Raw genomic sequence first — 19,844 nt, 5'->3', positions numbered from 1 at the left:
CCCACACATCGCAAAATTAGAAACCTTTTGGTTTGTCATTTCGGACGGTGGCGACATCTCAGCCGTACCAGATCATCTTCATGACCCGGCTAATGTAGCACCAATGTTACAGGTGTAACCAGAGTGCTTACTGTTACCAGTGTGAACTCGAGGTCAGGCTATTCGTCGGCGAGGAGTGCCTGGTCGTGCCGCACCATGGCAGTCACGAGGGCATCGAAATCCACCGACGGCCGCCAGCCCAGCTTGGATGAAATCTTGGCGATGTCACCCCTCATCTCGGCGGCGTCGGTGGGCCGTGCCAAGGATTCGTCAACGTCCACCACCGCGCGCCAGTCATCGATGCCGGCAGCCTTGAAGGCGGCCTCCACGAAGTCCTGGACGGAGTGCGAGACGCCGGTGGCGACCACAAAATCGTCCGGCTCCGCTGCGTGGATGATCCTGTCCATGGCGTCTACGAAGTCAGGTGCCCAGCCCCAGTCCCTGATGGCGTTCAGGTTTCCCAGTGAAAGCTTGTCGAGCTTGCCCGCGGCGATGGCAGCCGCTCCGGACGTGATCTTGCGGGTGACGAACTTGGCCGGCCGCCGGACGGACTCGTGGTTATAGAGAATCGCGGAGGAAGCAAACATCCCCCGACCCCTGTAGACACCGACGGCGTGATGAGCCAGAGCTTTCGCGGCGCCGTACGGAGAAATTGGCCGGATCGGGGTGGACTCGCTCTGCGGCGCAGACTCTGCCTCGCCGAACAGCTCAGCGCTGGAAGCCTGGAGGAAACGGATCTCCTTGCCCGTGGCCTGCTGCAACTGCCAGGTGGTTTCCAGCATGGCAACGACGGAGGCGCCGGAGATGAGCGCCGTGTCGTAGGGGTGCTGCCACGACTGGTACACCGAACTGATACCGCCGAGGTTGAAGACCAGATCGGGTTTGATCGATTCCAGAATCGAGCCCACCTCGTCAGGGCGGGAAAGATCGCCGACGTGGTACTCCACCCCTTCCACGGAGGTTTCCCCCTCGCCATGCGCTCCCGGAAGCAGTTCATGGCGCACGAGGCCATGGACTTCCCAGCCGCGGGAGAGCAGGGATTCGGCCAGGTAGGACCCGTCCTGGCCCGTTACCCCCGTAAGGAATGCGGTGCCGACGGGAACAGGTCCCGCCTCGCTGAGCGGGTTCACCGCATCAGGGCAGACTGCTCGGCGATATCGTTCTCAACCATCATCTTGACGAGTTCGTTGAAGGAGACCTTGGGCTTCCAGCCGAGCTTGTCATGGGCCTTGGACGCGTCACCGATCAGCAGATCGACTTCGGCGGGACGCATGAACTTGGGGTCCTGCCGGACGTACTGCTTCCAGTTATCCAGCCCCGCAGCGTCAAAGGCAGCCTGAAGAAGTTCTTCAATGGAGTGTGTCTCGCCGGTGGAGATGACGTAGTCGTCAGCTTCGGGCTGCTGCAACATCAGCCACATGGCCTCGACGTAGTCCCCTGCGAAGCCCCAGTCGCGCTTGGCGTCCAGGTTGCCAAGGACAATTTCGTCCTGGAGCCCGAGCTTGATCCGTGCGACCGCCATGGAAACCTTGCGGGTGACAAATTCAGGCCCGCGGCGCGGCGACTCGTGGTTGAAGAGAATTCCGCTGGATGCGTGCATCCCGTAGGACTCGCGGTAATTGATCGTCATGTAGTGACCGAAGACCTTGGCCACGCCGTAGGGGGAACGGGGCCACAGGAGGGTCTCCTCGGTCTGGGGTACCTGCTGAACTTTGCCGAACATCTCGGACGAGGACGCCTGGTAGAAGCGCACCTTGGAGATGTCGTCCCCGGCATACAGGCGGGTCGCCTCGAGCATGTTCAAGACGCCCTTGCCGGTGACGTCAGAGGTCAGCGAGGCGTTCTCCCAGGAGTAGGCCACGAAGGAAATTGCGCCAAGGTTGTAGACCTCGTCCGGCTGGGCAACGCCGAGCACCCGGACAAGCGAAGAGACATCCGTGAGGTCGCCGGTGAGCAATTTGACGCCCGGGACGGTCTGGCGGACCAGGTCGTGCTTGGGGTTGTTCTGTCCCCGGATGAGGCCGAACACCTCGTACCCCTTCGAGAGAAGGAGCTCTGCGAGATACAGGCCGTCCTGGCCAGTGATTCCGGTGATTAGCGCACGGGGCATGGGAAGAGGTCCTTACAGATTGTTTGCGGGGCTACTGCAACTATATATGGGAGGGAGCCTTGGCTCAGAGGCGGCGTATGGCGCCTCTCAAACGGTACTCGCCGCTGTGGCGCGCTGATTCAGCGCATAGCGGTACGCCTCCACGTGCACTGCGGCGCAATGTTCCCACGTGAACTTGCGGACTTGTTCCAGGCCGAGCCGCTGGAGTTCGTCGGTCCTGGCGATGGCGTTCCGGATGGCCGCAGCGATCGCGGCGGGGTCCTGCGGATCGAACAATTCGGCTGCAGCTCCCACAATTTCAGGAAGCGAACCAGCGGTGGAACTTGCCACGGGGCAGCCCGAAGCCATTGCCTCCAAGGGCGGAAGCCCGAATCCCTCGTAGAGGCTGGGAAAGACCATGCATACGGCGCTGCGGTACAGTTCCCTGAGCTCGGCGAGCGGGACCAGGCCGCGGACTTCCACGTTGGCGGGAACGTCGGTCAGGTCGTCGAGGGCCCCTCCCGTGAGGATGAGGCGCAGCTCCGGGTTAGTAGCTTCAAGCAACCTCATGGCTTCGAACAGTTTTGCGTGGTTCTTGTGCTTCCACCCCCTGGCCGGATACATGATGAAGCTCTCGCGAGGTCCCACATTGGGTGTGAACTCCTCGGCATTGACGCCCAGATGGGCCGTGAAGATCTTGTCCGGTGCGATGCCTAGATGGTTGACGATGCTCTGCTTGGCAAAGTCGCTGATGGTCACGATCGCGTCCGCGTCGCGAGCGGCTTTTTCGTAAAAGACCTTGCGGTAGATCTTGTCAGCGGTGCCGAACAGTTCAGGGAGGTCGAGATGCTGAACGTCCAGCAGTGTCTGGACAAACGGAGTGCCCTTCGGCGGCTTCGGCAGCGGAACCGTGAACGGGACGTGGAAGACGTCCATCGGGCGCATCCTGCGGAGGATCGAGCCCCTCATTGCCAGGCCCTTGGCCAAGGTGGCCAAACGGGCAACGGTTGAGCCGCCGCCTGCCAGCCCGGGAATCACCACTTCATCCGCCCCTTCGCTGAAGCCGCGCCCGGATTCGTTGACATAGCAGGTGGGGTTAACTGCCGGCGAAGCACTGAGTTGGCGGACCAATTCCCGTGCGTAGGTTTCGCTGCCCCCCATTCCGCCCGGGACAAGGGTGAGCATGGAAACGCCCACGTTTAAAGGGGCTGAGTGGCCGGTTTGGTGGGCAGGCGAAGTGCCGGGCTCGGGGGTCGTCATGCTGAACATACTAACGTTCGAGCCGGAGCAGGGACTTCTGCTGTGCTGACCCTGCCGCCGGTTCTGACTGATCCCTGGTGGGCGCCGCGTGACGTCAGGCGGCGGTCCGGCTGTGACCTACCTTCGGCCCCGCCCTAGACTAGAGGCCATGAAGGTATTGGTCACCGGCGGCGCCGGATACATCGGATCCCACACGACGCTTTGTTTGCTCGAAGCAGGGCACGAGGTAGTCGTCCTCGACAATCTGATGAACTCCAACCCCGAGTCACTCCGCAGGGTGGAGAAGCTGAGCGGAAAAAAAGTTGATTTCCGCGAGGTTGATCTGCTCGACGCCGCCTCGGTGGACCGCCTCTTCGAGGAGGTCGCCTTCGACGCCGTGATCCACTTCGCCGGCCTCAAGGCCGTTGGGGAATCGGTCGCTAAACCACTCTGGTACTACAAGAACAACGTGGTGGGCACGCTCAATCTCCTGCACAGCATGGAGCGAGCCGGTGTCCGGCGGCTCGTCTTCAGCTCCTCGGCCACGGTCTACGGGGCGTCCGAGGAAGTACCCCTGATCGAGAAGGCGCCGCTGGACGCCACCAATCCCTATGGCCGGACCAAGGAGCAGATCGAGGACATTCTCTCGGACCTCGGTGCAGCAGACCGAAGCTGGAGCATAGCCCTTCTCCGCTACTTCAATCCCGTCGGTGCCCATGAATCGGGTCTGATCGGAGAGGACCCGCGCGGCATACCCAACAACTTGCTGCCCTTCGTGGCCCAGGTTGCGGTGGGGCGACGCGACAAGGTCATGGTCTTCGGCGATGACTATCCGACGGCTGATGGCACCGGCGTCCGTGACTACATCCACGTGATGGACCTCGCGGCCGGCCACCTTGCCGCGCTGGGCTACCTGCAGGAAAAGGCGGGCGTCTACCGCTGGAACCTTGGAACCGGCCGCGGTTCGTCCGTACTTGAAGTCATCGAAGCCTTCAGCCAGGCGGCCGGAGTGCCCGTACCCTACGAGTTCGCACCCCGGAGGCCCGGGGACGCCGCCGTCAGCTACTCCGACCCTTCCGCGGCACTGGCGGATCTGGGCTGGTCAGCGCGGCGGAACCTGGCCACGATGTGCGAAGACCACTGGCGCTGGCAAAGCAGCAACCCTTCAGGCTACGAAGAACCAGTGTGATGTAGGGCCACGTTTTCAGGGCCCCGTTTCGGGGTTATCCACAGTTTTGTCCGTGTGACTTGGCCGACATGTGTATGCTCCCTTAGCTTTAACCCAGTTGTACTGCCTCAGCCGGGGGCGGCAGTCGTATTGGGGAACTCATGGATGCTGTTCGAATCGTGGAGGACGAGGTCCGCGAGCTGATCCGGCGCCGCGGCCTGGACCCGCTGCGGCAGGCCGGCGAGGTCAGGCGCCTGGTGGAGGCGGCGGTCAGCGATTACGACGAACGCGCGCTGATGGGCCCGCTTCCGCCGATCGGCCCGCTGGAGTCCGCCCGCCGCCACGTTTACGACGCCGTGGCCGGATTCGGTGCGCTGCAGCCCTTGCTGGACGACCAAACCATCGAGGAAATCTGGCTCAACGCACCCAACGAAATTTATGTGGCACGGAACGGCGAATCTGAACTCACGTCCCTGAGCCTCACGGATCAGCAGGTTCGGGACCTCGTGGAACGCATGCTGAAAAGTTCGGGCCGTCGCCTGGATATGTCTTCGCCGTTCGTAGACGCAGCACTCCCGGACGGGTCTCGGCTCCACGTGGTTATTCCTGACGTCACGCGGCGCCACTGGGCGGTTAACATCCGAAAGTTTGTGGTCAAGGCAAGCCGGCTCGAACACCTGGTGGAACTCGGGACGCTTACACCGCAGGCAGCCCGGTTCCTGGGCGCCGCAGTGGCCAGCGGACTCAATATTCTGGTTTCGGGAGCGACGCAGGCCGGCAAGACCACGATGCTGAATTGCCTGGCAGCCAGTATTGGCGCCCGCGAGCGCGTCATCACTGTGGAGGAAATCTTTGAACTGCAGTTCCCTTTACGCGACGTTGTGGGACTGCAGTGCAGGCAGCCGAACCTGGAGGGCGAAGGTGAGATACCGCTGCGGAGGCTTGTCAAGGAAGCCCTCAGGATGCGGCCGGACCGCCTTGTGGTGGGCGAGGTCCGTGAAGCGGAAAGCCTGGACATGCTTATTGCGCTCAACTCGGGCCTCCCGGGCATGTGTACGGTTCATGCGAACTCGGCGCACGATGCGGTCACCAAGCTGTGCACCCTTCCGCTCCTGGCGGGTGACAACATCTCAAGTGCGTTCGTGGTGCCGACGGTCGCCTCGTGCATCGACCTGGTGGTCCACTGCAGCCGGCAGGCCAGCGGCCGCCGGCAGGTGACGGAAATCCTCTCCCTCGGCAGGCGCGTCGAGAACGGCATCATCGAATCGTCCATGGTTTTCGCGCTAGCGGACGGCCATCTGCAACCCAAGGCCAACTCCATGCCCGCCGTCGAGAAATTTGCCGCTGCCGGATTTGATGTTGCCGCCCTGCTGGAGGTCCGCTGATGGCACCCTTGCTGGGGGTTGTCCTTGGTGCAGGCTTGTTCCTCATCTGGTGGTCGGCGTGGGAGCAGCCCCCGTCCGCCACGCGGCCACCGCGGTCCAGCCGGCTCCAGGACCTGTTGCGGGCGGCCGGGATTGAAAACGTCTCCGGAACCGGCCTAGTATCCACCTGCCTTGGTGTGGCGGCGTTCGTTAGTATCGTCTTCTTTGCCGTGACCCGGTCCTGGCCCATCTCGGCCTGCTTCGGACTGTTTGGAGGCTGGCTGCCGATAGCTGTCGTCAGGTGGCGGGCACGCAAACGCACCGCAACGCTGCGTCAGTTGTGGCCCGACGTCGTTGATCACCTTCGTTCCGCCATCAGGGCCGGACTGTCGCTTCCCGAAGCGCTGATCCAGCTGGGCGAAAAAGGCCCTGAGGAGCTGCGGCACGTATTTCGCGATTTTGGCGCCGATTACCGCGCCGGCGGCCAGTTCGATCCAGCCCTCAACAGGCTTAAGGAGCGGCTCGCAGATCCTGTCGCGGACCGGATTGTCGAAGCCCTCAGGCTTACCCGCGAGGTGGGTGGCTCCGACTTGGGCCGCTTGTTGGGAACCCTGGGCGAATTCTTGCGGGAAAGCGCGCGGACCAGGAGCGAGCTTGAAGCCCGGCAGTCGTGGACGGTGAATGCGGCCAGGCTTGCCGTGGCTGCGCCGTGGATTGTCATGGTGCTGCTGGCAACCCGGCCCGAAGCGGTTGCCGCATACAACACCGCGATGGGTGCGGCCGTGCTTCTTGGCGGGCTGGTGGTTTCGGCCATCTGCTACTCCGTCATGCTGCGGATCGGGGCACTTCCCGAGGACGAACGGGTGCTCAGGTGACTTCGTCTGGCGCCAGCGCAGTGGTCTGCGGACTCCTCCTCGGCGCGGGACTCTGGTTACTGGTTGTACGGCTGCCGTTCATGCGGCCAATGAGCTTTACGGAACGCATTGAACCGCAGCTGAAGTCGCAGAACCTGGAGTCCAAGCTGCTGCTGGCTTCCACAGAGAACCTCACTCCGTTCGGGCCGCTGGAGCGCATACTGCGTCCGTTCCTTAAGGATGGACTGGCATTCCTTACGCGTTTCAACACGGGGTCGACTGCGCTGAGCCGACGGCTGGCCCAGGCCGGTATCCGGAAGTCCGTTGTCGACTTCAGGGCCGAGCAGCTGCTGTGGGCAGTTCTGGGATTCGTCATCGCCACGGGCCTGGTAATGATCGGAGCGGCAAGGGGACAATTCAATCCGTTCCTCGCCGTCGTCGCAATTCTGGGTAGTGCCCTTGGCGGATTCCTCTTCAGGGACTACTGGCTGGGCGCCCAGATCAAGAAGCGGGAAAAACGCATGATGGCCGAGTTCCCGAGCCTCGCCGAGCTGATGGCGCTCGCCGTGAGTGCGGGCGAAAGTGCCACCGGAGCACTCGACCGGGTCTGCCGCAGTTCGCGAGGCGAACTGGCCGGGGAGTTCGAGCTGGTGCTGGGTGAAACCCGTGCCGGAAAGCCCCTTATCGACGCGTTGCAGCGATTTTCCTCGCGGACGGACCTGGGCCCGTTGGTGCGATTTGTTGACGGCATCATCGTGGCCGTGGAACGGGGAACACCACTCGCGGACGTCCTCAGGGCGCAGGCGCAGGATGTCCGCGATACCGCCAAACGAGAGTTGATGGAATCGGCCGGAAAGAAAGAGATCGCCATGATGGTGCCGTTGGTGTTCGGCGTCCTTCCGTTGACTGTCATCTTTGCAGTGTTCCCGGGCCTCGCCGCTATCAGCCTTGGACTATGACTGAATTCCAGACCACCCGGACTGCCGGGACACTCCAGCCCGAACCACAGAATGGAAGCCCAATGACCCACTTCGGAATCCGTGCCCTGGCCCTGATCCACGCCATCGCCCTGCTGCTCCGGACATCATCGGCAGCCCTCGGCAAACGCGGCGGCAGGCAGTCCGGCAGTGCCGACCATCCCGAACGAGGGGATGTCCCGGGCTGGGTGATGATCACCCTCATGTCAGCCGTGCTTGTGGCCGCCCTGCTGGCGCTTGCCGGACCGGCCTTGGAGGGGCTGTTCAACCAGGCCATGGACAAGGTCGGAAACTAGCACATGCCCGCAGGGCTCCGGGCGGCCGACGACTCGGTTTGCCGGACAACCGGGCAACCGGCCGGGCGCCATGATACGTCCCAGCGGGAACGCGGCTCCGCCGTTGTGGACTTCGTTCTGGTGGGAGGACTACTGACGATGTTCTTCCTGGCGATCGTTCAGCTGACGCTCGTCCTGCACGTCCGCAACACGCTGATCGATGCTGCAGCGTCGGGTGCCAGGTACGGCACACTCGCCGATCGGAACGCGGCCGATGCGAGGGGCCGCACGGGCGAACTGATCGGAATGGCGCTCAACGGGGACTTCGCCAAGGACGTGACCACTTCGGAAGTGACCTTCCAAGGCATCCGTGTCCTCGAAGTGACGGTCAGGGCGCCGCTGCCGGTGATTGGCCTGATCGGTCCACGCGAGGCCTTGGAGGTGAAGGGCCATGCAGCCATCCAGCCCTAGGCTTCGCATCATCCTGTCCCGCCGGTTCCGGGAAGCCGCTTCGGGGGAGCGGGGGAGCGCCGTCGTCGAGTTCACGTTCCTGGCGCTACTCCTGATGGTTCCCCTCGTGTACTTCATCATCACTGTGGGGCAGATCCAGGGTGGCGCCTTCGCCGTCGTCGGAGCGGCCGACCAGGCCGCCAAGGTGTACGTCGCCCAGCCCGATGCAGAAAGCGGCCGCGCTGCGGCCGAACAGGCAGTCATGCTCGCCCTCGCGGACTACGGGCATCCGGCGGAAAACGCACGCATGGAGGCAAGCTGCCAGACCGCGGACTGCCTTTCCCCGGGGTCGGCTGTCACCGTCACTGTCCACCTCTCGGTCCCGCTGCCCTTTGTGCCTTTCAGTGATTCGTTCCGGCTCACTGTTAGCCAATTGGATGCCTCGGCCACGCAGATTGTGGGGCGATTCCGATAATGGCTCAACATTCCGGCGCTCAACAGAGCGGGGAAGAGGGGCAGATGATGGTCCTGATTATCGGCTACGTTCTCCTGGCGCTCCTGGTCACCACCGCAGTCATGGCGGCGTCCTCGCTCTACCTTGAACACAAGAAGCTGCTGTCCGCTGCGGACGGCGCATCCGTGGCAGCGGCGGACAGCTATACGCTGGGCCAGGTGGAGACCGGCGGCGGAAGCCCATCCGCGGTCCTCAGCGGCGGCCGGGTCCGCAGCGTAGCCGCAGACTACTTGAGCAGGAACGGCGCCTATGACCTGTTCGACGGGCTAGCCGTCGCACCGGAGACCGGGAGTCCCGACGGTTCCACCGCCGTCGTCGTACTGAGTGCGGAAGTGCATCCGCCGATCGTCAACTTCCTCATCCCGGACGGGATCAGGATTGAGGCGGCGTCCACAGCGCGTTCCAGGCTTGTCCGGTAGCCCTGACCGCTAGGTGGGCGTAGCGGTCCGGAACCGGTGCGGGACGGCTAGGAAGGATAGCGTAGGCTTTAACAACCATGGCTCAAATAGATTTTTCCGCAGAAATCCGCGCTTTGCGCGCCACCTACTCCTCCATCGAAAACGTGTCGAATGTTGAGGAGCTGAAGGAAGACATCGCAGAACTGAGCGAGCGGGCGGGGGAGCCCAACCTCTGGGACGATCCCGCGGCCGCGCAGAAGATCACTTCCCGGCTCTCCCACCGGCAGAGCGAACTCGAGCGCCTGAACAAGCTGGTCTCGCGGATCGACGACCTTGAGGTCTTGGTGGAACTCGGCCAGGACGAGGAGGACGCGGACTCCATGGGCGAGGCTGCCGCGGAGCTTGAGTCCATCCGCAAGTCGCTGAAGGACCTTGAAGTAGTGACGCTGCTGTCCGGCGAGTTCGACGAGCGTGAGGCTGTTGTCACCATCCGTGCGGGCGCGGGAGGGGTTGACGCGGCGGACTTCGCCGAAATGCTGCTCCGGATGTACCTTCGCTGGGCGGAACGCCATGGCTACCCGACCACCATCATGGACACGTCCTACGCCGAGGAAGCCGGGCTCAAATCCGCCACCTTCGAAGTCAACGCGCCCTATGCCTACGGCACCCTGAGCGTCGAAGCCGGCACACACCGGCTGGTCCGGATCAGCCCCTTCGACAACCAGGGCCGCCGCCAGACGTCCTTCGCGGCCGTCGAAGTCATTCCGCTGATCGAGCAGACGGACTCCATCGACATCCCGGACAACGAAATCCGTGTGGACGTCTTCCGGTCCTCCGGCCCGGGCGGGCAGTCAGTCAACACCACCGACTCGGCCGTACGACTGACGCACATTCCCACCGGGACCGTGGTGTCCATGCAGAACGAAAAATCCCAGCTCCAGAACCGCGCCGCTGCCCTGCGGGTCCTCCAGTCCAGGCTCCTGCTCCTCAAGAAGGAACAGGAAGACGCGGAAAAGAAGGCCTTCGCCGGGGACGTCAAGGCGTCGTGGGGCGACCAGATGCGCTCCTACGTCCTCAATCCGTACCAAATGGTCAAAGACCTCCGGACCGAGCACGAAGTCGGCAACACTTCGGCCGTATTCGACGGCGAAATCGACGATTTCATCGATGCCGGCATCCGCTGGCGAACCGACAACCGCAACGCCGCCGACTAGGCCCGCAGGCTGCCCGGGACGTCCATTCGGTGGCTGAAATCCCGCGACACGCCCCGGAACTCCAGCTTTTCTGCAGGTGGCCGTGCGTATAGTCGAGGGGCCGGAGCTCTACTTCCCCCAAAAGAAAGCCCGTGCACCGGCTGCAGTACTGGGCTCCATCAGCCGTGTCCTGCAGGGTACTTAGGGCAATGATCCGTTTCGAGAATGTCACCAAGGTCTATGACCAGAAAGCCCGGCCTGCGCTGGACTCTGTCAACCTTGAAATCGACCGTGGTGAGTTTGCGTTCCTTGTGGGCGCTTCCGGTTCCGGCAAATCCACCTTCCTCAGGCTGGTCCTCAAGGAGGACCGGGCCACCTCCGGCGCCGTTTATGTCGCCGGCCAGAACGTGGCAAACATATCAAGCTGGCGTGTTCCCCGCCTGCGCAGGGGAATCGGCGTCGTCTTCCAGGACTTCCGCCTCCTTCCGCAGAAGAACGTCTTTGCCAATGTGGCCTTCGCCATGCAGGTGATCGGCAAGAGCCGCAGTATCATCCGGGACACCGTCCCCGAAGTCCTTAAGACCGTGGGCCTTGAAGGCAAGGAACACCGCATGCCGCACGAGCTCTCCGGCGGTGAACAGCAGCGTGTAGCGATCGCACGCGCCGTGGTTAACCGTCCGGGAATCCTGCTGGCTGACGAACCTACCGGAAACCTTGATCCCACCACGTCGATGGGAATTATGGGCGTGCTGGACAAGATCAACCAGAACGGCACCACGGTGGTCATGGCAACGCACGACGACGACATCGTCAACGAGATGCGCAAACGCGTGGTGGAACTCAGGAACGGCGTTGTCATCCGCGATGAGGCCCGCGCCCTGTACACCTCGATGATTCCGGTGGTGGGGCAGTCGCGGCGGCTGAAGGACGCCAGCGGACGCCCGGACAGGGCTGAATCCGGCCTCGGAGACGGCTCGCCTTCCAGGGCGGGGGAGGCACTGTGAGACTCGCCTTCATCCTCAGCGAAATTGGCAGCGGCCTCAGGCGCAACCTGTCCATGGTGGTGTCGGTCATCCTGGTGACCTTCGTGTCGCTGACCTTCGTCGGTGCCGCCGGCATGCTGCAGCTTCAGATCAACCAGATGAAGGGCTACTGGTACGACAAAGTCCAGGTGGCCATCTTCCTCTGCGGTGACGGCTCGACGGCGGCCGGCTGCGCCACAGGAACGGCCACGCCGGAGCAGCAGGAGAACCTGCGCACGCTGCTGGAGTCGCCTGCCGTGGCCCAGTACATCAACGACTTCCAGTTTGAGTCCAAGGAAGAGGCTTACAACCACTTCAAGGAGCAGTTCTCCAACTCGCCAATCGTTGACTCGGTGACTCCGGACCAGCTCCCGGCATCCTTCCGGATCAACATGAAGGACCCCGAGAAGTACCAGATCATTAGCGAGACGTTCTCGTCACAGCCCGGCGTCGAGACGGTGATCGACCAGCGGCAGGTCCTGGAGCGGCTTTTCTCAGTCATGAACGCTGCCTCCCTGGTCGCTGTCATCATTGCTGGTGTCATGATTGTCTGCGCCATCCTGCTCATTGCCACCACCATCCGGCTGTCCGCCTTCAGCAGGCGCCGGGAGACCGGCATCATGCGGCTGGTCGGTGCCTCCAAGACCGTCATCCAGTTGCCGTTCATCCTCGAAGGCGTGATCGCTGCGGTGATCGGCGCGGCGCTGGCTTCGGGCACGCTCTGGGCAGTGGCGCATTTTTTCCTCGGCGAATACATGTCCAAGCAGTATCCTGACACCGCGTTCATCTCCCCCGCGCAGACCCTCATTCTCGCTCCGGCACTCCTGGGGCTGGGCGCGACTTTGGCTGGAATTTCGTCTCTCTTGACCTTACGTAGATATTTGCGGGTCTAGGCTGTGGACACCAACGAAGGATTGACCATGACAGAAACGCACCGCAAGGCCCGCCGGCTCCGGACCCCGGGACGGGGCAGCCGCATCATCAGCGCCGCCCTGGCACTGGTCCTTGCCGCGAGCCTGGGCGCTTCCACCCCGGTGGCCTTCGCCGACGAACTCGAAGACAAGCAGGCAGCTCTCGAGGCCGAGGCGGCGCGCGTACAGCAGTCCCTTGAGTTCGTTGATGCCAAGATCGCCAAGGCCGCAGGCGACCTTGTGATTTACCAGGGACAGCTTCCGGCCGCCCAGCAGGCCTTGCTGGAGGCGCAGGGCAAAGTGGCGAGTGCTGTGAAGGAAGTCGAAGCACTGGCCGCCCGCGTGGATCTGGCACAGCAGAACAAAGCCAAGATCACGCAGCAGCTTGAAACCGACAAACAGAAGATCGCCGACACCAAGAAACTCATCGGCCAGATCGCCACCCAGGCATACAAGTCAGGCGGCGTGCCCTCAAACCTCACACTGTTCTTTGGATCCAAAAGCGGCGGCAGCCTGACAGACACGATGGACCTCGCGGACCAGGCCATGCGCAGCCAGAACTCCGCAATGGACAAGCTGTCGCAGCAGAACGCCACCAACGTCAATTCGCAGGCACGCCTGCAGGCTGTTGAGGCGGAGATCCAGGACCTCAAGGCCAAGGCCGATGCCGCGCTGGCCAGGGAGAAGGCAGCCCGCGATGAAGCTGCAGCCAAGAAGGAACAGGTGGATAAGCTCATCGCGGACACCACCCGGATCAACAACGAGCTGCAGGCCGCGAAGCCCGGCATCCAGAGCCAGCTATCCAAGGTCCAGGCCGCGCAGAACGCTGTAGCCGCTGAGATCGTCGAACGTGACAGGAAGCTGCGCGAAGCGTGGGAAGCTGAGCAGCGCCGCATCGCTGAGGCCGCCGCCGCTGCGGCAAGGGCGGCCGGGCAGGCAGCCAAGCCCTACGTTCCGCAGGTGGGACCGCCCTCGGCCTTTGGGCTGCGGCACCCGTTCTCATCCGACGTCGCCATCACCTCGGGCTTCGGCTGGCGCGCGACGCCGCCCGGAACCGTCGACTTCTACGGTTCCGGCGGCTACATGCACACGGGGATCGACTTCGGCGCCGGCTGCGGCACGCCCGTCTATGCTCCGGCGGCAGGTACCGTGGTTTCAGCCGGATGGGGCAACGACGGCGGCGGCAACAACGTGAAGATTTCGCATGGCGTTGTCCAAGGCAACTCGTTGACGACCATCTACTACCACAACAGCAGCGTGGTGGTGTCCATGGGCCAGCAGGTCAGCCAGGGCCAACTCATCGCTTATTCAGGGACAACCGGTAACTCAACGGGCTGCCATTCGCACTTCGAGACCTGGCTCAACGGCCAGGCTGTCGACCCGATGATCCTGCTCTGACGCTGCAACCCGCGCGGCAGTGAGCGCGGGGCGCTGACCCGCACCCAGGGCAGCCCGTGTGCTGCCGTAGAATTAAATAGCTCCGACCACTACGGCGGGGCAACCATCCAGACCAAGAGCTGAGGAGTTCCACCGTGCCGAAAGAAAGTGGCCGTAAGGTAGTGGCCACCAACCGGAAGGCCCGGCATGACTACCATGTCCTGGACACCTATGAGGCGGGCATCGCCCTGATGGGGACCGAAGTAAAGTCCCTGCGTGAGGGCCACGCCTCCATGGTTGACGGGTTCTGCACCTTCTACAACGACGAGCTGTGGATGGAGGGGATCCACATTCCCGAATACAACCAGGGGAGCTGGACGAACCACTCCGCCCGTCGGCGGCGCAAACTGCTGCTGCACCGCGAGGAGCTGACCAAGATTTCACACAAGGTCCGCGAATCGGGCTTCACTATCGTTCCGCTCCAGCTGTACTTCCTGGACGGAAAGGCGAAAGTGGAGATCGGCGTCGCGCGCGGTAAGAAGGAATACGACAAGCGGCAGACGCTCCGCGAACAGCAGGACAAGCGCGAAGCGCTGCGCGTCATGCGGGAGAGAAACCGCGGCTGAACCAGCCGCTGGACGCGACGCTGACCCCCGGCTGACCCAGCCGCTAAGCCAGCGCTGAATCCGCCTCCGGCATGCCGGGAATGATTCCGGGCAGCGGTGCGTTATGATTGGTAGTCCGGGAAGGAACGGTGCGGAAACCGCAAGGAATCTGCACGGACCTGACCGGTTTGGTAACAAAATACGGGGATGATCGGTTTCGACGATGTTAGTCGCGACAGGTGAAGCGGGCCGAGGATGCAGAATTATCTCGTAAACGCTGTCTGCAAAACAATAAGTGCCAAACAAACGCGCACTGACTTCGCTCTCGCTGCCTAAGCAGTAAGACAGTCCGTCAGCCCGGGATTGCTATCGTCCCGGATACTGGCGTCATTAAGATAGCCACTGCTGTTTACCTTCGTCATCGGGGTGAACGGGACTCTTAGATGGCTGGGCCCGGATCAGCTACCTGTTTGCAGGATAGCTGGGGCCGAGAAAATCCGACGCAAACTGCGCCCGGAGAAGCCCTGACAACACGACATCGGACGGGGGTTCAATTCCCCCCATCTCCACCATCGGGACGGCGGCAACGCGGTCCCACCCCGTGCAAAAGGCCGGAAGCGAAAGCTTCCGGCCTTTTGTTTTCAGCACCGTTCTGGCATTCTCCAGCGGCCGTCCGTGGGCCCGCGGTTCAGCGCTTCTTGATGTGCGCGACGGGGTCCACGTGGGTGTCCAGCTCATGCTTGGACTTCTTTTCGGCCCTCTTTTGCTTGATGGACTTGTCCGACTTCTTGGTGACCTGCCGGTGCGGCGATTTGTCAGGCATATCGCCCTCCCTCACGTCGGGGCCCTGAATAGGCCCCGTGCTTGTAAGGTACGCCTGTTTTGTCCTGAATGAAACCGGCCCATCGCCGGCCCCGGGCATTGAGTCATTAACGTGCAGTGCGGACCCTGGCCGGGTGCCGGGTGCCGGGTGCCGGGTGCCGGGTGCCCGGTGCCGGGTGCCCGGCGGCGGGCGTCAGGAACCCGGCACCTCAACGTCAACGATTCCGACGAAACGGCTCCCGATTCCCTCGTACTCGCTGCGGACGAGACCCGGCAACACCGGCGGGAGGTCTGCCGGTGCATGGTGAACGCAGCAGACATAGGTAAATGGCGGCCACCATTTCTTGGGCCGGGCGGCCTCGGAGAACCCGCAGACCGCACAGGTCAGCTGGACCCAGACGGGCCGTTTGCCGGTGCGGTTGGCCTTGGACTGGACGAGCCAGGCCGGGGGATTGTCCAGGAGTTCGGAAAGCTCGGCGTCCGACAGCCGGGCCGGGATACCGTGACGGTGTGCCATTTCCAGCGGAATATCAAGGATCTGAGCTGCTTCACGTCGCGTAACCATCGTTTAACGATACGGGACGCCGGGACGCTTCGGATTCACGACGGCGGGACGCCGGCGCCCGCTGCCGTCGCTGTCAGCCCGCTGCCCGTCCGCCTCATGCCGTCACCCGGCGACGGCGATTCCCAGGGCGGCCGCCGACAGCCCGGCGACCAGGTTCACGATCACGTTCAGCGCTGCTGCCAGGTACCGGACCTCGCTGACGAGCCGGATCGTCGCCGTGGTCCAGGAACTGAACGTCGTCAGGCCGCCAGCCAGTCCGGTGGCGATTGCCGCCTGCCATTCCCCGCCGAGTCCCAACCGGCCGGTGACCCCCAGGGACAGGCCGATGATCAGCGAGCCGAGGACATTTACCAGCAGGGTTGCCCAGGGCCAGTGCCTGCGGTTCCCCGTGCGATGGGCGAACCACGTGTCGATGGAGAACCTCAGCAACCCTCCGGCTACGCCGAAAACCCCGACCAGCAGCGCTGTCATGAGGCTCCGCCGATCCGGTCGCTCAGGGACTTGCCGGTTTTCCAGCCCGCGGCTGCGGCAGCGAGCCCCAGGACCAGCGAGAGCCCGAGATACACCAGCCATATCAGGTGCTGCCCGGAGCGTGCGTGCTGGTCAATGGAAAAGACCACCGCCGAGAAAGTGGTGAAGGAGCCCAGCAGCCCCGGGCCAATGCCGGCCCTCAACCAGAATGCCGTCCTGGGGCGCGCGATCCACACTGTGGTGAGGGCAGCCAGGGCGAAGCTTCCGCAGACATTGATGGCCAGTGTGGTCCAGGGAATTGCCCCCGCGGCTTCCGGGAAGATCAGGCCGAGGCCATAGCGGAGCTCCGTCCCTAGGAGTGCTCCGACGGCCACCGCCGTCCATGCCCGCCATCCGGTACCCTTGCTGGCCTTCACGCCGGAAGCACTCATTCAGGCGGCGCCGTTCTAGGCGTCTGCCAGCCGGCAACCGGCATGGCCCGACTCGCTGTGCACCCACAGGGCTGACGAAACCTCATCGGCGAGATCGAATTCGCGGTGCGTGCCTGCGGTGCCGATGCGGACCACGAGGGCACCGCCGAACGGTTTCCGGCCGAGCACTTCGATGTCGGCGTCAAGGTCGATTTCCTGGGCCGAGAGGTAGCGCAGGAGCTCGGGATTGTCGTCGCTGATCCTGGTGATCCGGCCTGTGTGGCCCTCGTCGAGTTCGCTCATGCGGTGGGCGTCCGGCATGTGGACGGTGCCGTCGGCCGCCGGGATCGGATCGCCGTGCGGGTCGCGCAGCGGATTGCCGAGCTTGCCCGCCATCCGTTCGATGAAGGTATCCGACACGGCGTGTTCCAGGAGTTCGGCTTCGTCGTGGACCTCGTCCCAACTGTAACCGAGCTCCTGGACCAGGTAGGTCTCAATGAGGCGGTGCCGCCGCACCATGGAAAGCGCGAGCCGGATTCCGTCGGCCGTCAGTGTGATGGCGCTGTAGGGCTTGTGGTCGACCAGGCCCTGGTCCTTGAGTTTGCGGACCATTTCCGAAACGGAGGAGTTGGCGACGCCGAGCCGTTGTGCCAGCTGCGAGGAAGTGATGGGTTTGTCCTGCCACTCCGTAAAGGAGTAGATGACCTTGACGTAGTCCTCGATGGAGGAGGAGGGCGCGCTGGTCTTCACGACTCCAAGCCTACCGCCTTGGCCCTGGCGCTCATGCTTTGGCGCTCATGCTTTGAACGCCCGCCAGGTCTGGGTCAGGTACGGCAGCCCCAGGACGTCGGAGGGGGAGTGCGACAGGTGTTCATGGAGGTACCACTGCAGATTGGCGAGGACCTTGGCCCGGGTGCCCTCTCCGGCGGCGAGGTAGTAGCTGCGGGATTTGGCCAGCTCGATGATGTCTTCGGTGGTCACCGGGTCTTCCCACCGTGTCAGGTGGCTCTCCAGTTCTTTGAACTCCGGTCCGACGACGGGGCGGAAGTCCGGCTTGTGCACATCGCCGGCGTGCATGATCCGGGAAAGCCTGTGCACCCACGGAACGGACGTATCCAGCTGGTTCCACAGGAGGCCCAGCACGCCGCCGGGGCGAAGAATGCGGGCAAGCTCGGTGCTGGCCGGGAGCGGATCGCACCAGTGCCAGGCCTGGGCGACGCTGACGACGTCGAATGCTTCGTCCGCGAGGCCGGTGGCCTCCGCGGTGCCCACCGACGCGGGAACGCCCGGAAGGACCAGCCGCAGCTGGGTGAGCATGTCCTCCGAGGGATCCACGGCGGCGACCGACAGGCCGCGCTGGACCAGCAACGCCGTGAACTTTCCGGTGCCGGCCCCGATGTCGGCGGCGTCGGACGCGCCGCCTGCCCTGCGGACGCTGCCGATGAGCCAGTCCGCGGAGTCGGCGGGATAACCGGGCCGGACGCGGTCGTAGTGCTCACCGCCGTCCTGGAAGCTTTGGCCGAGCTCGTACCGGCGCTGGTGGTGCAGTTTGGGGCCTCCCCGTGCCACGTGCAGTCTCCTTCGGGCAGGCTGGAATTCTTACCCCTCGAATTTACCGCACCGCGGGTGGCGCCGGACTTCTGTTCCTAGTCGTCGGTGCAGGGGGCGGCGCCGGCGGTGCCGGGAGTGTTGGGCGCCCAGTCCGGGTAGCTGCGGGTGTCGTTGGCCGGCACCCAGCGGCCCGCGTCCACCACGTAGTCCCAGCCCAGTCCGGTCCGGCGGAGTTCCTCGATGCCGGCAAGCAGGCGCTGCGCATCCTCCAACCGGGAGCCCACGCCGAAGCTCGCCCGCAGCGAGCCCGACGGCAGGCCCAGCCGCTTGAGCAGCGGATGGGCGCAAAAGCGGCCGTCCCGCAGGCCCACGCCGTGTTCAGCGGACAGGTAGGCCGCCACGAGGCCCGCGTCGTAGCCGGCCACGGAGAAGTTGACCACGCCGATCGTGTCAGTGGCCTGGTCCGTGTCGCTGAAGATCTGGTGCACGGTGACGCCGTCGATCTTGCCCAGCCCCTCCACGAGGAAGGACCGGATGGCGTTCTCATGCGCGTGCCACAGCTCCGGATCCAGGGCGCCGATGACCTGCGTGGCCCGCGCCAGCGTGGCCGCTCCGAGCACGTTGGGCGAGCCGCCCTCATGCCGCGCCGGTCCCGTTGCCCAGCTGACGGAGTCCAGCCGTGCCTCACGGACGGCGCCCCCTCCTGCCAGGTGCGGGGTCCCGGCGTCGAGCCAGTCCGGCCGGCCGACCAGGACGCCGCTGCCGAATGGCGCGTACAGCTTATGGCCCGAGAAGGCGAGGTAATCGACGTCGTCCGCTGCGATGTCGATACGGCGGTGCGGTGCCAGCTGTGCTGCATCCACAACGATCCTTGCTCCGTGTTCGTGGGCCAGGGCGGCCAGCTCGCGGATAGGGAGGATTTCGCCGGTGACGTTGGAAGCACCCGTCACCGCCAGCAGGCTGATGTCGCCCTGGCTGAGTTCGGAGCGGAGGCTCTCCAGCGTGGCCTTCAGGGTGGAAGAAGCCACTACGCTGCGGTGCGGGACGCCCTGCCAGGGGAGCAGGTTGGCGTGGTGTTCGATGTCGAGGTACAGCACCTCGCCGGTGTGGCGGCCGTCCGCCACCGGGAGGCAGCCCGCCAGCAGGTTCAGGGAGTCCGTGGTGTTCCGGGTGAAGATCACCGAATCGTCCGCCCTGCCGCCCACGAACCCGCGGACGATGTTCCGTGCATTCTCGTACACGGACGTGCTGATCTGCGAGGCGTAGCCCGCTCCGCGGTGCACGCTGGCGTAATACGGCAGGATCTCATTGAGGTAGGCGGAGACCACGGACAATGCCGGTGCGGACGCGCCGTAGTCCAGGTTCGCGTAGCGGACGTGGCCGCCCTGGATCAGCGGCGCCTGGATTTCCGCTCCGGTGACTGCGGAGAGGGGGCGCCGGGCAACGGTGAACCGTTCGTCCAAGAGCCCTGCGGCGGTGGTGGTTCCGGGGGTTGCGGGGAACGTGGCAGTAGTCATGGGGACCTCACTGTAAAGGGACCCCTCACTCCG

The 19,844-nt window shown here is 64.0% G+C and carries 23 protein-coding genes and 1 other RNA gene; 14 read left to right on the top strand and 10 right to left on the bottom strand.

Annotated features, from left to right (window positions below; genetic code table 11):
* Positions 1-158: 158 nt before the first annotated feature.
* The 3 genes from RW112_RS02150 to RW112_RS02140 all read right to left on the bottom strand — a co-directional run bounded on the left by RW112_RS02150 (position 159) and on the right by RW112_RS02140 (position 3,388).
* Positions 159-1,169 carry a GDP-mannose 4,6-dehydratase gene (locus RW112_RS02150; RefSeq protein WP_317780210.1) on the bottom strand — a complete coding sequence of 337 codons (1,011 nt, stop codon included), beginning with the start codon at positions 1,167-1,169 and terminating at the stop codon, positions 159-161.
* The gene (locus RW112_RS02145; protein ID WP_317780209.1) at positions 1,166-2,149 is read right to left on the bottom strand and encodes a GDP-mannose 4,6-dehydratase; all 984 of its coding nucleotides are present in this window, start codon (positions 2,147-2,149) and stop codon (positions 1,166-1,168) included. Before RW112_RS02145 ends, RW112_RS02150 begins: the two co-directional genes overlap by 4 nt.
* Before the next feature lie 87 nt (positions 2,150-2,236).
* The gene (locus tag RW112_RS02140) at positions 2,237-3,388 is read right to left on the bottom strand and encodes a glycosyltransferase family 1 protein (RefSeq protein ID WP_317780208.1); all 1,152 of its coding nucleotides are present in this window, start codon (positions 3,386-3,388) and stop codon (positions 2,237-2,239) included.
* 148 nt (positions 3,389-3,536) lie between these two features.
* Here RW112_RS02140 and galE point away from each other — a divergent pair, with 148 nt between their 5' ends.
* The 14 genes from galE to ssrA all read left to right on the top strand — a co-directional run bounded on the left by galE (position 3,537) and on the right by ssrA (position 15,047).
* Positions 3,537-4,556 (top strand): UDP-glucose 4-epimerase GalE, encoded by a 1,020-nt coding sequence (gene galE, locus RW112_RS02135; protein WP_317780207.1) that lies wholly within the window; start codon positions 3,537-3,539, stop codon positions 4,554-4,556.
* A 140-nt stretch (positions 4,557-4,696) separates the two neighbouring features.
* On the top strand, positions 4,697-5,920 hold the full coding sequence (locus RW112_RS02130) for a CpaF family protein (RefSeq protein WP_317780206.1): 1,224 nt from the start codon (positions 4,697-4,699) through the stop codon (positions 5,918-5,920).
* Complete coding sequence (locus RW112_RS02125; RefSeq protein WP_317780205.1) at positions 5,920-6,774, top strand: type II secretion system F family protein; 855 nt, start codon at positions 5,920-5,922, stop codon at positions 6,772-6,774. Before RW112_RS02130 ends, RW112_RS02125 begins: the two co-directional genes overlap by 1 nt.
* Positions 6,771-7,712, top strand: a complete 942-nt coding sequence (locus RW112_RS02120) for a type II secretion system F family protein (protein ID WP_317780204.1) — start codon at positions 6,771-6,773, stop codon at positions 7,710-7,712. The genes RW112_RS02125 and RW112_RS02120 overlap by 4 nt, the downstream gene beginning before the upstream one ends.
* Before the next feature lie 62 nt (positions 7,713-7,774).
* Positions 7,775-8,026, top strand: a complete 252-nt coding sequence (locus tag RW112_RS02115; RefSeq protein ID WP_317780203.1) for a hypothetical protein — start codon at positions 7,775-7,777, stop codon at positions 8,024-8,026.
* 3 nt (positions 8,027-8,029) lie between these two features.
* Positions 8,030-8,476 (top strand): pilus assembly protein, encoded by a 447-nt coding sequence (locus tag RW112_RS02110; protein WP_317780202.1) that lies wholly within the window; start codon positions 8,030-8,032, stop codon positions 8,474-8,476.
* Entirely contained in the window at positions 8,457-8,930 is a 474-nt protein-coding gene (locus RW112_RS02105; protein WP_317780201.1) for a hypothetical protein, read from the top strand. The genes RW112_RS02110 and RW112_RS02105 overlap by 20 nt, the downstream gene beginning before the upstream one ends.
* A 44-nt stretch (positions 8,931-8,974) precedes the next feature.
* A complete protein-coding gene (locus RW112_RS02100) occupies positions 8,975-9,388 on the top strand; it encodes a pilus assembly protein TadG-related protein (RefSeq protein ID WP_317780200.1) in 414 nt (137 codons plus the stop codon).
* 77 nt (positions 9,389-9,465) lie between these two features.
* Entirely contained in the window at positions 9,466-10,581 is a 1,116-nt protein-coding gene (prfB, locus tag RW112_RS02095) for a peptide chain release factor 2 (protein WP_317780199.1), read from the top strand.
* 188 nt (positions 10,582-10,769) lie between these two features.
* A complete protein-coding gene (gene ftsE / locus RW112_RS02090; protein WP_317780198.1) occupies positions 10,770-11,564 on the top strand; it encodes a cell division ATP-binding protein FtsE in 795 nt (264 codons plus the stop codon).
* Complete coding sequence (ftsX, locus tag RW112_RS02085; RefSeq protein WP_305941538.1) at positions 11,561-12,475, top strand: permease-like cell division protein FtsX; 915 nt, start codon at positions 11,561-11,563, stop codon at positions 12,473-12,475. The genes ftsE and ftsX overlap by 4 nt, the downstream gene beginning before the upstream one ends.
* A gap of 27 nt (positions 12,476-12,502) precedes the next feature.
* Positions 12,503-13,891 (top strand): peptidoglycan DD-metalloendopeptidase family protein, encoded by a 1,389-nt coding sequence (locus RW112_RS02080; protein ID WP_317780197.1) that lies wholly within the window; start codon positions 12,503-12,505, stop codon positions 13,889-13,891.
* Positions 13,892-14,025: 134 nt separating this feature from the next.
* A complete protein-coding gene (smpB, locus tag RW112_RS02075; protein WP_043482605.1) occupies positions 14,026-14,496 on the top strand; it encodes an SsrA-binding protein SmpB in 471 nt (156 codons plus the stop codon).
* A gap of 182 nt (positions 14,497-14,678) precedes the next feature.
* Positions 14,679-15,047: a transfer-messenger RNA gene (gene ssrA / locus RW112_RS02070) on the top strand.
* 116 nt (positions 15,048-15,163) lie between these two features.
* Here ssrA and RW112_RS02065 read toward each other — a convergent pair.
* From RW112_RS02065 to RW112_RS02035, 7 genes are all read right to left on the bottom strand, one after another.
* Positions 15,164-15,298, bottom strand: coding sequence for a hypothetical protein (locus tag RW112_RS02065; protein ID WP_268760395.1), 135 nt, complete (start codon positions 15,296-15,298; stop codon positions 15,164-15,166).
* Positions 15,299-15,490: 192 nt separating this feature from the next.
* Positions 15,491-15,862 (bottom strand): hypothetical protein, encoded by a 372-nt coding sequence (locus tag RW112_RS02060; protein WP_317780196.1) that lies wholly within the window; start codon positions 15,860-15,862, stop codon positions 15,491-15,493.
* Positions 15,863-15,964: 102 nt separating this feature from the next.
* Positions 15,965-16,333, bottom strand: coding sequence for a CrcB family protein (locus tag RW112_RS02055; protein WP_317780195.1), 369 nt, complete (start codon positions 16,331-16,333; stop codon positions 15,965-15,967).
* Positions 16,330-16,764: a CrcB family protein gene (locus RW112_RS02050; protein ID WP_317780194.1), complete on the bottom strand. Its 435-nt coding sequence runs from the start codon at positions 16,762-16,764 to the stop codon at positions 16,330-16,332. Before RW112_RS02050 ends, RW112_RS02055 begins: the two co-directional genes overlap by 4 nt.
* A 15-nt stretch (positions 16,765-16,779) precedes the next feature.
* Entirely contained in the window at positions 16,780-17,493 is a 714-nt protein-coding gene (locus tag RW112_RS02045; RefSeq protein ID WP_317780193.1) for a metal-dependent transcriptional regulator, read from the bottom strand.
* Positions 17,494-17,538: 45 nt separating this feature from the next.
* The gene (locus RW112_RS02040; protein WP_317780192.1) at positions 17,539-18,312 is read right to left on the bottom strand and encodes a class I SAM-dependent methyltransferase; all 774 of its coding nucleotides are present in this window, start codon (positions 18,310-18,312) and stop codon (positions 17,539-17,541) included.
* A 77-nt stretch (positions 18,313-18,389) separates the two neighbouring features.
* Positions 18,390-19,811, bottom strand: coding sequence for an aminotransferase class V-fold PLP-dependent enzyme (locus RW112_RS02035; RefSeq protein ID WP_317780191.1), 1,422 nt, complete (start codon positions 19,809-19,811; stop codon positions 18,390-18,392).
* Positions 19,812-19,844: the final 33 nt, after the last annotated feature.

The organism is Arthrobacter sp. B10-11 (assembly GCF_033142195.1).
GTDB classification, from domain to species: Bacteria; Actinomycetota; Actinomycetes; order Actinomycetales; family Micrococcaceae; genus Arthrobacter; species Arthrobacter oryzae_C.
This window is presented reverse-complemented; position numbering and strand designations above follow the sequence as displayed.

Bases quoted from the DNA above. Each gene is read 5' to 3' on its own strand.
- RW112_RS02145 (WP_317780209.1), bottom strand. From the start codon at position 2,149: ATGCCCCGTGCGCTAATCACCGGAATCACTGGCCAGGACGGCCTGTAT.
- RW112_RS02140 (WP_317780208.1), bottom strand. From the start codon at position 3,388: ATGACGACCCCCGAGCCCGGCACTTCGCCTGCCCACCAAACCGGCCAC.
- galE (WP_317780207.1), top strand. From the start codon at position 3,537: ATGAAGGTATTGGTCACCGGCGGCGCCGGATACATCGGATCCCACACG.
- RW112_RS02130 (WP_317780206.1), top strand. From the start codon at position 4,697: ATGGATGCTGTTCGAATCGTGGAGGACGAGGTCCGCGAGCTGATCCGG.
- RW112_RS02125 (WP_317780205.1), top strand. From the start codon at position 5,920: ATGGCACCCTTGCTGGGGGTTGTCCTTGGTGCAGGCTTGTTCCTCATC.
- RW112_RS02115 (WP_317780203.1), top strand. From the start codon at position 7,775: ATGACCCACTTCGGAATCCGTGCCCTGGCCCTGATCCACGCCATCGCC.
- RW112_RS02110 (WP_317780202.1), top strand. From the start codon at position 8,030: ATGCCCGCAGGGCTCCGGGCGGCCGACGACTCGGTTTGCCGGACAACC.
- RW112_RS02105 (WP_317780201.1), top strand. From the start codon at position 8,457: ATGCAGCCATCCAGCCCTAGGCTTCGCATCATCCTGTCCCGCCGGTTC.
- RW112_RS02100 (WP_317780200.1), top strand. From the start codon at position 8,975: ATGATGGTCCTGATTATCGGCTACGTTCTCCTGGCGCTCCTGGTCACC.
- prfB (WP_317780199.1), top strand. From the start codon at position 9,466: ATGGCTCAAATAGATTTTTCCGCAGAAATCCGCGCTTTGCGCGCCACC.
- ftsE (WP_317780198.1), top strand. From the start codon at position 10,770: ATGATCCGTTTCGAGAATGTCACCAAGGTCTATGACCAGAAAGCCCGG.
- RW112_RS02080 (WP_317780197.1), top strand. From the start codon at position 12,503: ATGACAGAAACGCACCGCAAGGCCCGCCGGCTCCGGACCCCGGGACGG.
- RW112_RS02065 (WP_268760395.1), bottom strand. From the start codon at position 15,298: ATGCCTGACAAATCGCCGCACCGGCAGGTCACCAAGAAGTCGGACAAG.
- RW112_RS02060 (WP_317780196.1), bottom strand. From the start codon at position 15,862: ATGGTTACGCGACGTGAAGCAGCTCAGATCCTTGATATTCCGCTGGAA.
- RW112_RS02055 (WP_317780195.1), bottom strand. From the start codon at position 16,333: ATGACAGCGCTGCTGGTCGGGGTTTTCGGCGTAGCCGGAGGGTTGCTG.
- RW112_RS02050 (WP_317780194.1), bottom strand. From the start codon at position 16,764: ATGAGTGCTTCCGGCGTGAAGGCCAGCAAGGGTACCGGATGGCGGGCA.
- RW112_RS02035 (WP_317780191.1), bottom strand. From the start codon at position 19,811: ATGACTACTGCCACGTTCCCCGCAACCCCCGGAACCACCACCGCCGCA.